The organism is Phyllobacterium sp. SL163 (assembly GCF_049896885.1).
In the GTDB taxonomy this organism is placed as follows: Bacteria; Pseudomonadota; Alphaproteobacteria; order Rhizobiales; family Rhizobiaceae; genus Phyllobacterium; species Phyllobacterium calauticae.
The window spans coordinates 68003-81630 of the sequence record NZ_JAFCVE010000013.1 but is presented as its reverse complement, the minus strand read 5'-3'; the positions used below and the strand labels follow the sequence as shown (position 1 = coordinate 81630).

At 57.3% G+C, this 13628-nt stretch carries 14 protein-coding genes; all 14 read left to right on the top strand.

Going from position 1 to position 13628, the window contains the following annotated elements; all coding sequences use genetic code 11:
* The first annotated feature begins 32 nt into the window (after positions 1–32).
* A complete protein-coding gene (gene trbJ / locus ACP7B1_RS23685; protein WP_426137374.1) occupies positions 33–773 on the top strand; it encodes a P-type conjugative transfer protein TrbJ in 741 nt (246 codons plus the stop codon).
* Positions 770–991 carry an entry exclusion protein TrbK gene (trbK, locus tag ACP7B1_RS23680; protein WP_426137353.1) on the top strand — a complete coding sequence of 74 codons (222 nt, stop codon included), beginning with the start codon at positions 770–772 and terminating at the stop codon, positions 989–991. The genes trbJ and trbK overlap by 4 nt, the downstream gene beginning before the upstream one ends.
* Positions 985–2175, top strand: coding sequence for a P-type conjugative transfer protein TrbL (gene trbL / locus ACP7B1_RS23675; RefSeq protein WP_426137352.1), 1191 nt, complete (start codon positions 985–987; stop codon positions 2173–2175). Before trbK ends, trbL begins: the two co-directional genes overlap by 7 nt.
* 14 nt (positions 2176–2189) lie before the next feature.
* On the top strand, positions 2190–2852 hold the full coding sequence (locus ACP7B1_RS23670; protein WP_426137351.1) for a conjugal transfer protein TrbF: 663 nt from the start codon (positions 2190–2192) through the stop codon (positions 2850–2852).
* Positions 2853–2868: 16 nt separating this feature from the next.
* Positions 2869–3726: a P-type conjugative transfer protein TrbG gene (gene trbG / locus ACP7B1_RS23665; RefSeq protein ID WP_426137350.1), complete on the top strand. Its 858-nt coding sequence runs from the start codon at positions 2869–2871 to the stop codon at positions 3724–3726.
* Positions 3726–4181: a conjugal transfer protein TrbH gene (gene trbH / locus ACP7B1_RS23660; RefSeq protein ID WP_426137349.1), complete on the top strand. Its 456-nt coding sequence runs from the start codon at positions 3726–3728 to the stop codon at positions 4179–4181. Before trbG ends, trbH begins: the two co-directional genes overlap by 1 nt.
* Before the next feature lie 12 nt (positions 4182–4193).
* Complete coding sequence (gene trbI, locus ACP7B1_RS23655) at positions 4194–5495, top strand: IncP-type conjugal transfer protein TrbI (protein WP_426137348.1); 1302 nt, start codon at positions 4194–4196, stop codon at positions 5493–5495.
* Positions 5496–6455: 960 nt separating this feature from the next.
* On the top strand, positions 6456–8003 hold the full coding sequence (locus tag ACP7B1_RS23650) for an aldehyde dehydrogenase family protein (RefSeq protein WP_426137347.1): 1548 nt from the start codon (positions 6456–6458) through the stop codon (positions 8001–8003).
* 52 nt (positions 8004–8055) lie between these two features.
* Positions 8056–9375, top strand: coding sequence for an aspartate aminotransferase family protein (locus ACP7B1_RS23645; protein ID WP_426137346.1), 1320 nt, complete (start codon positions 8056–8058; stop codon positions 9373–9375).
* A gap of 36 nt (positions 9376–9411) precedes the next feature.
* Positions 9412–10560 carry an NAD(P)/FAD-dependent oxidoreductase gene (locus ACP7B1_RS23640; protein ID WP_426137345.1) on the top strand — a complete coding sequence of 383 codons (1149 nt, stop codon included), beginning with the start codon at positions 9412–9414 and terminating at the stop codon, positions 10558–10560.
* 84 nt (positions 10561–10644) lie between these two features.
* Entirely contained in the window at positions 10645–11406 is a 762-nt protein-coding gene (locus ACP7B1_RS23635) for an amino acid ABC transporter ATP-binding protein (protein ID WP_426137344.1), read from the top strand.
* A complete protein-coding gene (locus tag ACP7B1_RS23630; protein ID WP_426137343.1) occupies positions 11406–12047 on the top strand; it encodes an amino acid ABC transporter permease in 642 nt (213 codons plus the stop codon). The genes ACP7B1_RS23635 and ACP7B1_RS23630 overlap by 1 nt, the downstream gene beginning before the upstream one ends.
* Positions 12044–12703: an amino acid ABC transporter permease gene (locus ACP7B1_RS23625; protein WP_426137342.1), complete on the top strand. Its 660-nt coding sequence runs from the start codon at positions 12044–12046 to the stop codon at positions 12701–12703. Before ACP7B1_RS23630 ends, ACP7B1_RS23625 begins: the two co-directional genes overlap by 4 nt.
* 50 nt (positions 12704–12753) lie before the next feature.
* Entirely contained in the window at positions 12754–13569 is an 816-nt protein-coding gene (locus tag ACP7B1_RS23620) for a substrate-binding periplasmic protein (protein WP_426137341.1), read from the top strand.
* Positions 13570–13628: the final 59 nt, after the last annotated feature.

Sequence of the window (13628 nt, the reverse complement as noted above, 5' to 3'; positions counted from 1 at the left end):
GCGCGGTCGCTGCGCTTGCAATTGTGGCGTCGATTGCGCTGCCTGCCACCAGCATGGCCGGCGGCGTCACAGGCGAGGCCACCGAGTTCACGCAGCTCGCCAACAACGCCGAGCTCATTTCGCTTGTCGGCAAGTCGGCCGAGCAGGTGAACAATCAGATTACCCAAATCAATCAGCTCGCCGAGCAGATCCAGAACCAGCTCAAGATCTACGACAACATGCTGCAGAACACCGCGCAACTGCCGGATCATATCTGGGGCCAGGTGGAAGGCGATCTCAAAAAGTTGCAGACCATTGTCGGCCAGGGGCAGGGCATCGCCTTTTCGATGGGCAATATCGATGACCAGCTGAAGCAGCGGTTCCAGAGCTATGCTGACATGCAGGCAAACCTGCCAACGCAGTCGAACTTCTCAACCACCTATCAGTCGTGGTCCGATACCAATCGCGACACGATCGCCGGCACGCTGAAGGCGGCCAACCTGACAGCCGACCAATTCTCGAGTGAGGAGTCGACGATGTCTTCCCTGCGGGGAATGTCGGAAAGCGCCGACGGCCAGATGAAGGCACTTCAGGTCGGTCATCAGATCGCGGCCCAGGAAGTCGCCCAGATGCAGAAGCTGCGCGGGCTGGTCTCGCAGCAGATGACGATGATGGGCACCTGGTATCAGTCGGAGCAGGCGCAAAAGGATCTGGCGCAGGCCAGACGGGAGAAGTTTTTCAATGCGCCAGAGCACGATATCCGTAGTGGCCAGACCATGGAGCCACGCTGGTGAGCGCGCGGCTGATCATGGTCCTTGCACTTGCGGGGCTCATCGGCTTTGGCGCCGGTGCGAGCTGGATGAAGTGGCAGACATCCTCGGTTCAGACAACTGGCGACAATGTCATCCAGCCGTCTTCCGACGAAGTGCAGCGCGAGTATCGAAAGGAATTCTTCGGCGGTGATGCGGATCGCGACGTCCGGGGCGGTCAGGAGCTGAAGCCGAGATGGTGATCGTCCGCCCGTCCCGCAAGCTGGAGCTTGCTTTCATCGCCGTCGGCATTCTGCTCTTGGCCGGCGCGCCAGCGCTCGCACAGCAAGGACAGGTGCTGACCACGCTGGAAAACTCGGTCGCTGCAGCTGTCAAAGGCTGGGAAACGAGGATCATCGAAGCGGCTCGATCCATGTTCTGGATTCTGGCGGGGATAGAAATCGGCATTGCCGCCGTGTGGCTCGCCATCAACGCGGCATCGCTCGATACCTGGTTTGCCGAACTCGTGCGCCGGATCATGTTTATTGGCCTCTTCGCCTTCATCCTCGATCGTGGTCCGGCTCTTGGCAAGGCGATCGTCGACAGCCTCTACCAGATCGGAGCGGGTGGCGGATCCGCGTCGCCCGCCAACATCTTCGACGCCGGCATCCGCGTTGCGTCGAAGATGTCCGAACAAGCGAAGTTCGGGCTGTGGGAGGATAACGCGCTGGCGATCGCCGCGGTGTTCGCCATGGTCGTCGTCGTCGTCGCATTCAGTCTCGTTGCGGCGATCTTCGTCGCGGTCATGGTGGAGATGTATGTCGGCCTGCTTGCCGGCATGATCATGCTCGGGCTTGGCGGCTCGTCCTACACCAAAGACTTTGCCGTCCGATATCTCGTCTACGCCTTCTCCGTTGGCATGAAGCTGATGGCATTGGTGATGATCTCCAAGATCGGATCCGACATTCTGCTCGGATTGGCCGAAACGTCGTCGACGAATTCCGACCAGTTTATCAATACGCTGGCAATCGCCGGGATCTCGGTCGTGGTCTTCGTCATCGCCATGTATGTGCCGCCGATCATCCAGGGCGTGGTGCAAGGGGCGTCCGTTTCCGGCGGCATGGAGGCCATCCGGCATGGTGGGCAGGCCGCCTCGTTTGCAGCAGGTGGTGTAGCTCTCGCCGCTGGTGCTGCTGGTGCCGGATTTGCCGCAGGACAGGCCGCACGGTCCGCCGGATCGTCAATGGCGGGTGCCGCCCTTCGCGGCATGGGTTCCGGCGTCTGGTCTGCGGGAAGTGCTGCAGGATCGGCGGCGAAGGAAAAGGCGATCGGCTCGCCGGGCGCCTATGCTGGATCGCTGCTCGGGCTCGCCAATGCCAAGCTCGACGGAAACCGCAGCAGTTCCAGCCGGCACGCTCCGCCCCCCGAACGCAATGACAAATCTTGAACAAGGACGGGTAGATGGCTGCCAATCGCGCCCCCGATAACCCCTATCTCGCCGCTCGACAGGAATGGAGCGAACGCTATGGCTCCTATGTGAAGGCGGCGTCTGCCTGGCGCATCGTCGGCATCACCGGCATGCTGATGGCAGTCGTCGGTTTTTCCTACGCGCTCTATCAGTCGACGCAGGTCAAGCTCGTTCCGTATATTGTCGAGGTCGACAAGCTTGGGACCGCGGCGACGGCCGGCTTCCCGCAGCAGATCGAATACGCGGATCCTCGTGTCGTGCGCGCGACCCTTGGTGGCTTCGTGTCAAACTTCCGCTCGGTCACACCAGATGCGGTGGTGCAGAAGCAGTATATCGACCGGACATACGCTCTTCTCAGGACATCCGATCCGGCGACCGAGAAGGTCAACGCCTGGTATCGATCCAGTTCGCCTTTCGAGAAGGCAAAATATTCCACAATCGCCATCGAGGTCAACAATATCGTGGCGCTGTCCAACCAGTCCTACCAGATCGACTGGACCGAGTTCGAGCGCGACCGCAAGGGCAAGGAAACCGCGCTTCGCCGCTTCCGTGGCATCGCCACCGTCACATTGACCCCGCCTCAGGACGAGGGCGTCATCCGACTTAACCCGATCGGTCTTTATCTCAAAGACTTCGATTGGACCGCACAGCTTTGAAAGGCATGGCCACCTCATGATCAAGAATTTCTGGATTGGCCACGCGCGCTTGGCCTTGAGCCTGGCTCTGCCCCTGACGTCCTGCCTGATCGATGTCTCGGGTTTCGTTTCGACGGCTCAGGCCCAGCAGGTTTCCGCCAACGAGCGCAAGGGCATCGACATCTCCGGCAAATGGCGCGGTACGCGTGGCCTTGTGACCAAGGGTGACGACGGCAAGATCATCTTCCTCTATGGCGAAGTACAGCCCTCCGTGGTCTGCTCGCCGCTGCAGGTCTGCGACATCGAATTGCAGCCAGGCGAGGTGGTGCGCGACGTGCTGGTCGGTGACACCGTGCGCTGGAAGGTCGAACCTGCAACCTCGGGGGCCGCCGGCGGGCAGGCGATCCATCTGATCGTCAAGCCGTCCGAACCTGGCCTGGTGACCTCCATGGTCGTGACGACGTCGCGGCGCACCTATCACATCCAGCTCAAATCCCATCCGACCCAGTATATGGCGCGCGTCGGCTTCGAATATCCGGAAGACGTCTCGGCCAAGCTCGCCGATATTAACGCTCGACTGGAAGCGAGCACAATTCCCGGCGCGAACGTGCCGGCCGAACAGCTGAGCTTTTCCTACTCGGTTTCCGGGCGCGCCGGCTGGCGGCCGACACGCGTCTATAGCGACGGGGAGAAGACATACATCCAGTTCCCGCGCCGGATCTCCGGCCAGGATGCACCGGTCCTATTCGTTGTCTCCGGCGGCCAGAACCGGATCGTCAATTATCGCATGAAGAACGACATGATGATCGTCGACTACAACGTCGACAAGGCCGTCTTGGTCTCCGGCGTCGGTTGGAAACAGGAGAAGGTGACGATCAGGCGGGGAGGGCGGTAATGCGGACCTCTCAGATATTGACGTCTCGCTGGCTCGTCGTCGCCGGTCTCATCGTCATGCTTCTGTCCGGATGCCAGACCGTTGGAAGCAACGGTCTTGTGGTTAGCGATGCCCCGCCTGAACTATCCTTGCCGGCGGCGAGTGCGATCGCTGGCGATATGGTCAGCCGGCTCGCTGAAGAAATCGGGCAAGGTAAGGCGACCGTGGCGCTGAAGCCTGACGGTTCTCCCTTCGGCCAAGCGCTCGAGGCGGCGCTGAAGGGCTGGGGCTATGCTGTTGTCACCGACCAGATGCCTGATCAGAAGATCATTCCGCTTGCCTATGTGATCGTGCCGTTTGAGGGTCAGGTGCTTGCCCGCCTGTCGACGGCGAACGTTGAGCTCGGGCGCGCATACACCGTCACGGCAAACGGGGCGACGCCGGCAAGCGCTTTGTCGCTCCTGAAGCGCGGGTGAGGGGAAGGGATTATGGTACAATCGCTGAAACTTGGCGGCGCTACCAACGAGGAAGCGCAATCCGGCATGCGGCGGATCAACCGCCTGCCAATCATTATCGTCATCGTTCTCCTGGTGGCGTTCCTCGGCATTATCTTCTACGGCCTGACCTCCCGCGGAATGTTCTTTAGTACAGACGCAGGGCTGGAGACCAATCCGGGTACGCCGGCTTCCACCTTTGCCGATCAGATCAAGCGGGGTGTGACTGACGGCATTATCGGTGATCCCGAGAGCCAGGTGACCTACCAGCCAACACCGGTCGAGAAAAAGAAAGAGCGGGTCACAAACCCGTTTCCGACACAGCAGACGACCGTCGAGGAGCAAAAACCAGAGCTGGAACCGGAGGCCGTGTGGCGGGCGCGGCTTCATCGCGAGAACCAGGAGCAATATCTGCGCGAGCAGCAGCGCCAGCGCATGGCGCGGCTGCAGGCAAATGATGCAGCCTATGATGCACCGCTGTTGATCGATCGCAGCAAACTGGAAGCGACTGCGAAGAGCAACGATCAAAGCTCGGCCGACACGGACACTGCATCGTCGACACGTGCATCCATGCCGGACCTCTATGCCGCCGCCCTGAAAAACGGTCTGCTCGGTCAGAATGTCGATCAGAATGGACAGACGTCGAAGGAGGATTTCTTCAACAGTGATTTGAAGGAGCTTGGCTATCTGCCGAACCGGGTCGTGCCACAGCAGTCGCACTTCGAGCTAAAGCGTGGATCGGTCATTCCGGCCACGCTTATCACCGGGATTAATTCGGACCTACCTGGCCGCATCACCGCGCAGGTCAGCCAAAGCGTCTACGACAGCGCCACCGGGCACCGCCTGCTCATTCCCCAAGGCGCCAAGCTGTTCGGACGCTACGACAGCAAGGTGTCGTTCGGCCAGAGCCGCGTCCTCGTCGTCTGGACCGACTTAATATTCCCAAATGGTTCGACGCTGCAGATTGGCGGCATGGCCGGCACAGATGCACAAGGCTATGGTGGGTTTAACGATAAGGTCAACAATCACTACTTACGGACATTCGGCTCGGCGGCGCTGATCGCGTTGATCGGGACGGGGATCGACGCTTCAATGCCGGAGAGCTCGACACTCGCTACCCAGGAGACCGCCTCTGATGCGGCACGGCGGAATTTCGCGGAAAGCTTCGGCCGGGTAGCGGAGCAGACCATCAGCAAGAACCTCAATGTCCAGCCGACACTCGAGATCAGGCCGGGCTACAAGTTCAATGTGCTGGTCGATCAGGACATTGTTTTTCCATCAAGAATTCAGAATTAACGAAGCTCTCCCGATGTCAGGCTCCTGGGAATGCTGTGCTATTATCAGAGACCCATCCTGCATATGCCTACGGTCAACCGCGGAGAGTTGGAACAACTTGAAAGTTAGGAGAAAAGCCTCGCGTTGCTCGGGGGTGATCCGGCGTCAGGCCGTGCGCCATATCGGTTTTTAGTGAGCTTAAGGCACGATTAGGACGGGCTTACGATCTGTTCCAGCCACCTGATGCACAGCGAGGTCGTCTGACACCTTCGCATTGGGGCGGGCGGAAACCTGCCGAGTGCGCACGCTCAGATTGTCGCTTGTGGTCTAACAAGCTCTCTCCCACTGGCTCGGTATTATTGACACGAGTTTGGATCGACTTCGCATGATCTTGCAGGTGAGTAAACATTCTGGCGCTACAAAACGTCTTTCATGCATGCCCATGCTGCCAACACCATTAGGGCAGCGACTGACATTTTCTCGATCCGCGTAAGTCTTTGAGATTTACGAGATTTATATCCCAACGCCCTATCCACGTCTTCGATGATGCGGTTCGAAAAAAGCATAGATTTTTCCTCGTGCGGGCTTGGGCCATTGCTTCAATGCTTCACTACTGAGCGTGGGCGGAGCCTGAAATCGCACGGACCTCGTGTTCCATGCACCCATTACCATGCCCCGTTTATTGGCATTAGGGCCGATATTCGGACCTAATGTTTATTCTTGTCAAGATTTTTTCCATGGGCTTTACGAACATGCCCCTTGGATGTGCCCTCGCGTTCATTCGCTGCCCCTAGTTGCCGTACCGACTATGCGCAACGCGCCGTTTAGGATCTTCCGCCTCATCGGCTCATCGGTTGGCCTCAAATCGTTCCTTCAGGCGGGTTGGCGGCGTTTGAGAAATCTTGGGACCGCCGCTTGACACGAAATTGACGATTATAGTACCGATAAACGGTAATTATATCGAAAAGCGGAACTAAGCCAATGGTAGATCAGCTCCCCCGTATTACGTACTCGAACCTAGGCGTCGACTTGACACCCGTTCACGAGTTTATCTCGGAGAACATCCCCGACTTCGAGGCGACGATCCTCGGCAAAGCTTGGGCAACTGAGTTCGCGACCGGAAATACGGTCGATACGATTAGCCCAATCGATCCTACTCTGGTGATTGGAACCTTCCCTGTTTCCACGTCGAAGGACGTCGACGCAGCTGTCAGCGCGGCGCGAGCGGGCGCAAAGACTTGGAACTATGTTTCCTTCGAAGAACGATTGGCGTTCGCGCAGCGTTGGAAGGAAGTGTTGACTGAGAATAAGTACAAGCTCGGCTTGGCTGCGCTCTATGAGGTAGGAAAGACACGCGTGGAGGCGCTCGGCGAGGCCGAGGAGGTCGTCGATATGGTCGACTACTATTCCTCTGAACTCAAGAACAACAATGGCTATCAGCGTCCGATGAACGAACTGGTGGCCAACGAAACCGCTGTGAGCGTTCTTCGACCTTATGGGGTCTTTGCGGTCATCGCTCCTTTCAACTTTCCGGTTGCCCTGTCTGTCGGCCCTATCATTGCGGCTTTGCTGGGTGGCAATGCAATTGTATTCAAGCCTTCGCCTGAATGCCAGCTGACCGGGCTGCTGATCGCCGAGTCTATCGCGAAGGCAGGTTTGCCGAAGGGTGTGTTCAATATTGTCCTAGGCGGCGGCGAAGTCGGAGAAGCCTTGATCACCAATAAGGGGATCGATGGTGTAGCATTCACCGGCTCGCACAAGACCGGAATGAGCATCTTCCGTCACATGGCGCTTGGTCCATGGATGAAGCCGGTTTTGGCAGAAATGGGCGGTAAGAATCCAGCTTACGTTACTCGGAATGCTGATGTTGAGCGTGCGGCTCAAGGCGTCGTTCGTTCCGCGTTCGGACTGCAGGGACAGAAGTGTTCAGCGTGCTCGGTGGTCTACGTCGACAATTCCGTGAAGGCGGAATTTATCGATCGTGCGAAAGAATTCGCCGCCAAGCTTACCGTAGGCGACCCTCGCGACCAAAACACTTACGTCGGGCCGCTCTATAATGGTGGGACCGTAGATCGTTTTACAAAGGCCGTGTCCAAGGCAAAAGCCGAAGGTGAAGTACATTTCGGCGGGTCGAAGATTGACGGAATGCCCAGCAACTATTTCTTGCCAGCAATCGTTGAGCTGGACAGCCCGAGCGACCTCACCCGTGATGAACTGTTTATGCCGTTCGTTGTTATTCGGGGCGTCGATAACCTGGCGGATGCCATCTCTGAAGGTAACGCCGTGGCATACGGTCTCTCGGCGGGGATATTCACCCGAGACGACGCCGAGCTTCAGTATTTCCTCGATCACGCAGAAGCCGGCGTTCTCTACGCGAACCGGGCAAGTGGCGCCACAACTGGCGCATGGCCAGGTGCGCAGCCCTTCTGCGGCTGGAAAGGCACCGGTGTGAGCGGGAAGGGTGGCCTAGGCTCCTGGTATGTCCCGCAGTTCATGCGCGAGCAGAGCCGCACCATCATGACGAAGTAGGCGCGCTCTTTAGAAAGCGCCCACCGATCCCCGTTCAAGCTTAGGAACTAGAATGTCCACGTATCCTTCGGACCACAGCGCGTCACAAAAGCTTTTCGAAAGAGCTCGGAAAGTGATGCCGGGCGGTAACACTCGCACGACCGTCTTTATCGATCCATTCCCGATTTATGCAGCACGCGGCGAAGGCTGCAAAGTTTGGGACGTTGATGGCAACAGCTACTACGATTGCATTAACAATTTCACCGCCATGATCCATGGATATGCGCAGCCGGCGGCGGTGTCTGCTGTGACCGCCCAGCTTCCGAGTGGAACGGCATTTGGGGCTCCGACCCTGAGCGAAATTGAACTCGCTGAGCTTCTCGTTGCCCGCCTCCCTGGCAACAATCAAATTCGCTTTGCGAATTCCGGCACTGAAGCCGTCATGATGGCGATCAAAGCGGCGAGAGCTTTCACAAATCGACCAAAAATCGTGAAAATCGAAGGCGCCTACCACGGTTCCTACGACTTTGCCGAAGTGAGCTTGGACAGTGCGCCCGGAAATTGGGGGAATGTCCCGGCCTCGACGCCTTATGCAAAAGGTACGCCACAGGGCGTGCTAAGCGATGTTCTCGTCGTGCCGTTCAATGACATTGACGTGCTTGGCGCGATTTTCAAAAGCCACGGCAGCGAAATCGCAGCGGTTTTGATCGACCCCATGCCGAATCGGGCAGGTCTTATCCCCGCCCGCAAAGACTATCTTGAGGCACTCGTGAAAACCGCCCACGCTTCGAACGCGCTGGTCATTTTCGACGAAGTGATTTCGTTCCGGCTGGGCCATTCAGGTGCACAGGGACTATGGGGCATCCAGCCGGACCTCACCTCGCTCGGAAAGATTATCGGAGGTGGTTTCCCGGTTGGCGCCATAGCAGGCCGGCCTGAGATTATGGCGGTTTTTGACCCAACCCGCGGCAAGCCTGCGCTGCCCCACGGAGGCACGTTCACTGCTAACCCGGTCACGATGCGAGCAGGCATAGCTGCGATGGAAGCATTGACGCCGGAGGCATTTGCACACCTCGATCGTATCGGCTCGGTTATTCGAGAAGGCACCAATACCGCATTCGCTAAGCACAAGCTCGACGGCCAAAGCGTAGGCTTGGGCTCCCTCTTCAAGATCCATTTCACCAGCAAGCCCATCACTGACTATCGATCGATTTATCCGACTGCGGATGAACGCAAAAAGCTCGACGCCTTACACAAGGGCCTGCTCAACCGTGGAGTGCTATCGGCGAGCTACGGGCTATTCGCGCTCTCCACGCCGATGTCCGAAGCAGATGCCGCGACCATCCTGGCTGCAATTGACGACACCCTGGGCGATATCGCGAAACGCGCTTGAACCATGCGCCTAAGGCCGCAATTAAAGTAGGAAAAAATGCAAAAATCTCCTCATGTAGTGGTAATCGGCGCCGGCACGTTAGGCATGTGCACCGCCATCAACCTTTGTCAACAGGGCGCCCATGTGACCGTCATAGACGCTGGCGCGGTCGCATCAGGTTCAAGTGGCCGATCGGTCGGTGTTGTCGGGACGCAGATGACGGATCCCTTCGATGTCCTGCTGCGCTCCCACTCCCTTCGCCAGTTCAGGGAATGGGAAGCCGAGGGCCTGGATTTTCATCACATTGGCTATCTCAGGCTGGCAAGGACTGAAGAGCAAATGAAGCTTTTCGCCAAGTCCGTCGAATATCAGCGGGAAATGGGTTTCAAAGCTTCGGTTTATGACAGCAAGGATTTGCAAAAACTGGTCCCGCACCTCGACTCGACTGGGCTCGCGGGTGGCATTTTCGGACCCGATGACGGGTTTATCGATCCTCATCAGCTATGCACTATCCTCGCAGGAAAAGTCAAAAAGCATGGAAGCACTGTCCGGCAGTTCTGCAAGGTCGAGAGCGTGCGAAAGAACCAGGATGGTTACGAGGTCCAGACCTCGTCTGGAGTGGTTCAATGCGATGTCATCGTAAATGCCGCAGGCGCCTGGGCGCCGAAAGTCGCGGAGTTGCTCGAACAGCAACTACACCTGAGACCGGAGCGGCATGAGGCTGTGACAATCCTGCTGGATGAGCCGCTCGATTACACCATGCCGATGGTTATGGATCTCGTAAACGGCGAGGGCACCGGCCTGAACTTTCGTTACGAAAAGCCAACCGAACTCATCGCAGAGATCCACAAGGTCGCATCAAAAGAGCCAGAAAATCCGGATCTCTATAACGACCAATGCGAAGATGAGTCGAAAGTCGCTCTCGCTGAACTTCTTATGGAACGCGTTCCTGGGCTCCCGGGTGCACGGCTCGGACGAGGTTGGGCTGGCCTGTATCCTGAGACACGCGATCACCGACCGTTCGTTGGTCCGATCGACGAAAATGCGCCTCGCTTGGTAACCGCTGCGGGAGCTGGCGGCTATGGTATCCAACTCGCGCCTGTAATCGGACAAATTGCAGCAGATTGGGCACTGCACGGCGCTCCCATATCAGCTCCGGGAACAGAGCGCCTTCGGCCGACGAAGGACCGAAACATCCCGGCATGAACGAAAACTCAAAAGATAGAAAACAGGGGATCGGTTCGAGATTGCGGGCCAGCTTCAAAACCCGCGATGGGAACCAGAAAGACAATGGCAAAAGATAACCGCATAGTTCGTCTACAGGACATCAACGTCAAATACGGCAACTATCATGCCGTCAAAAATGTCAGCCTGGAAATTGAGCGCGGCGAAGTTGTAGCGATAGTCGGCCCTAGCGGGGCTGGCAAGAGCACACTTCTGCGCACTGTCAACATGCTGGAGCATCCTTCGTCGGGCGTGCTCCAAGTTGGACAGTTCAACTTCTCGCTCGATCATAGCTTAACGTCCGCCGACCTGCTGAAGCTTCGACGCTCGACGGGGATGGTTTTCCAATCATTCAACCTATTCCCGCACATGACCGTTGAGAAAAATATTACACTGCCGCAAATGCGTGTGCTCGGGCGCTCGTTCTCGGATGCGCAAGCGAGAACCATGTCTCTTCTTGAGCGTGTTCAACTGGCGGATAAAGCAAAAAGCTACCCGTCTCGGCTTTCTGGTGGTCAGCAGCAGCGTATCGCAATCGCCAGAGCTTTGGCGCTTGATCCGAAAGTGATGCTCTTTGACGAGCCCACCTCTGCACTCGATCCAGAACTCGGTCTCGAAGTTCTCGAGGTCATGCGCGAGCTCGCACGCGAGGGCATGACAATGATCGTAGTCACTCACGAGATTGGGTTCGCGGCCGAGGTCGCAAATCGAGTCATTGTGATGGCTGACGGCGAAATCATTGAGCAGGGCACGCCTGATGAAGTCATCAAACGACCCTCGTCCGCGAGAACACAAAAGTTTTTCCGCGCCATTTTGGATCGTCACTGATGTTGGATGTGCTTCTCTCACTTTTAAAGGGCATCCCCGCTACGCTGATGGTGACCGTCGGGGCGTTTGTCCTCGGCGCGATTATTGCGGTACCTCTCGTTTTAATGCGGCGATCGCGGAGCTTTCCTCTTCGGCTCATAGCGAGGGTCTACATTGACGTCTTCCGTGGCATTCCGCCCGTGGTCTGGCTCTTCATCATCTTTTTCGGGATTGGAAGCGGCTTTCTGAGGTTCACGTCGCTTCAAGCGGCGATACTCGGTCTCGGCTTGGTTTCGTCTGCATATCTCGCTGAGATTTACCGCGGCGGCTTCTTGGCTCTTCCTCTGGGACAAAGCGAGGCGGCGATTGCCATGGGGATGACACGCACGGACGTTCTGCGGTTCATCCTCGGTCCGCAGGTCTTTCGCGTTTGTCTTCCGCCGATGGCGACATTTCTCGTCAGCCTTCTCAAAGACGGAACTGTCGCATCCACGATCGGCGTCCGTGATGTGATGATGCTGGTTTCCCAGGAAGCGCAAAAAGCGGGCGGAGGGTTCACCCCGTTTCTATTTGCTGCACTCTTATACATCCTGCTTTCGATACCTGTCGCCTACTATTCGCGCGCGATCGACGAAGCGCTGCGTCGGAGGATCGCACGATGAATGAATTCTTCGCGAACTGGCTCGAATGGTCACCACAGCTGTTCAAGGGCCTCTTGGTCAGTCTTCAACTTGCAGGGCTCGCCATTGCGTTCGGCTTACCGCTCGGCCTCGTCCTAGCGCTCGCGTCTTCGACCAAAAACCGGGCGTTCAAATATCCGGCCATCGTTCTTGTTGAGATCGGTCGCGGTGCTCCAGCTCTCGTTGTTCTTCAGATGGTGTACTACGGTTTGCCATCGGCCGGACTGAGCGTAAGTGCTTTCGCTTCGGGCTCTATTGCGCTGGCTTTGACCACTGCGGCCTATACGTCCGAAATATTGAGAGCCGGGCTCAACGCTGTGCCATGTCGAGAAATCGAGGCCGGTTGGGCGCTCGGTCTCACCCAGTTCGATACCATGCGATTTGTGGTGATACCTCAAGGCGTCCTCTTCGCCGTGCCTGCCTTGATGGGTTTTGCTGTCCTCATATTTCAAGCTACAGCGCTGACTTTCACGATCGCAATACCAGAGTTGCTCGCCCGAGCCTATCGAATTGGCGCGGCCACCTACCTGTATCTCGATGTCCTCGTCCTCGCGGGATTGTTTTATCTCGCCATTACAATTCCGTTCGGTTGGCTGGTTTCCTGGACCGAACGGCGCCTCGGCAGCCATCTCGGCTGACGTAACAACGCGTTAGGCAGAACCTGGCGCTCTTCCAGAAGGAGAACGAAATGAAGAACTTGATCAAGGCAACTGTAGCTGCACTTTGCGTGTCCACGATCGGTGCATACGGAGCGGCAGCGCAGTCTTGCACGCCGGAGCACAAATTTGAGACTATCAACAAAGGGAAGCTGACGGTCGCGCTCACGAACACCCCGCCGTACTCGCTTGAGGACAACGGCGCGATTTCTGGTATCGACGGCGATCTCGTCAAGGAATTCGCCAAAAAGAATTGCCTGGACATCACTTATGAGATTTTCACTTACCCAGCCGCCGTGTCAGCTGTCCAGTCCGAACGCGCGGACATCGCGCTGGGCGGGTTCTACCGCACTGCCGCACGCGAAAAGGTCGTGACGTTGTCGAACCCGGTTTATCTTGATCAGCTGGCCGTAGCGTCTATCGAAGGTTACGACACCCTGGATCAGCTCAAAGGTAAGAAGGTTGGCACTGTTGAGGGCTACGCTTGGGTCACCCAGATGGAAAATGAGCTGGAAGGTTCGACAACCTATCCGTCCTCGCTAAACCTGGCGCAGGATATCCAATCCAAGCGTATCGACGCCGGTCTCGAAGGCTATGGCGCAGCTGTTGTGCTAAACAAGAATTCAAACGTCAAAGTCCGGCTTCTCAAGGCCGATCCGCGCATCAAGGCGACAACTGATGCCTCGCAAACGGCTTTCCTGCTTTCGAAGTCGAACGAGGCCTTTATCAATGCAGTGAACGCGACGATCGAAGCCGACCGTTCCTCTGGAAAACTTCAGGAAATACTGAAGAAGTATGACCTTGATCCGTCTGCAGCGACCGTAGGCGAGGCAAAGGTAATTAAGTAACATCTACTGGAAGAGAAGGGCTCGGTTTTGCCGAGCCCTAATCCTCCATCGCGGAAGGC

Coding starts and splice junctions, on each gene's coding strand:
- trbL (WP_426137352.1), top strand. CDS start 985: ATGGTGATCGTCCGCCCGTCCCGCAAGCTGGAGCTTGCTTTCATCGCC.
- ACP7B1_RS23670 (WP_426137351.1), top strand. CDS start 2,190: ATGGCTGCCAATCGCGCCCCCGATAACCCCTATCTCGCCGCTCGACAG.
- trbG (WP_426137350.1), top strand. CDS start 2,869: ATGATCAAGAATTTCTGGATTGGCCACGCGCGCTTGGCCTTGAGCCTG.
- trbH (WP_426137349.1), top strand. CDS start 3,726: ATGCGGACCTCTCAGATATTGACGTCTCGCTGGCTCGTCGTCGCCGGT.
- trbI (WP_426137348.1), top strand. CDS start 4,194: ATGGTACAATCGCTGAAACTTGGCGGCGCTACCAACGAGGAAGCGCAA.
- ACP7B1_RS23650 (WP_426137347.1), top strand. CDS start 6,456: ATGGTAGATCAGCTCCCCCGTATTACGTACTCGAACCTAGGCGTCGAC.
- ACP7B1_RS23645 (WP_426137346.1), top strand. CDS start 8,056: ATGTCCACGTATCCTTCGGACCACAGCGCGTCACAAAAGCTTTTCGAA.
- ACP7B1_RS23640 (WP_426137345.1), top strand. CDS start 9,412: ATGCAAAAATCTCCTCATGTAGTGGTAATCGGCGCCGGCACGTTAGGC.
- ACP7B1_RS23635 (WP_426137344.1), top strand. CDS start 10,645: ATGGCAAAAGATAACCGCATAGTTCGTCTACAGGACATCAACGTCAAA.
- ACP7B1_RS23630 (WP_426137343.1), top strand. CDS start 11,406: ATGTTGGATGTGCTTCTCTCACTTTTAAAGGGCATCCCCGCTACGCTG.
- ACP7B1_RS23625 (WP_426137342.1), top strand. CDS start 12,044: ATGAATGAATTCTTCGCGAACTGGCTCGAATGGTCACCACAGCTGTTC.
- ACP7B1_RS23620 (WP_426137341.1), top strand. CDS start 12,754: ATGAAGAACTTGATCAAGGCAACTGTAGCTGCACTTTGCGTGTCCACG.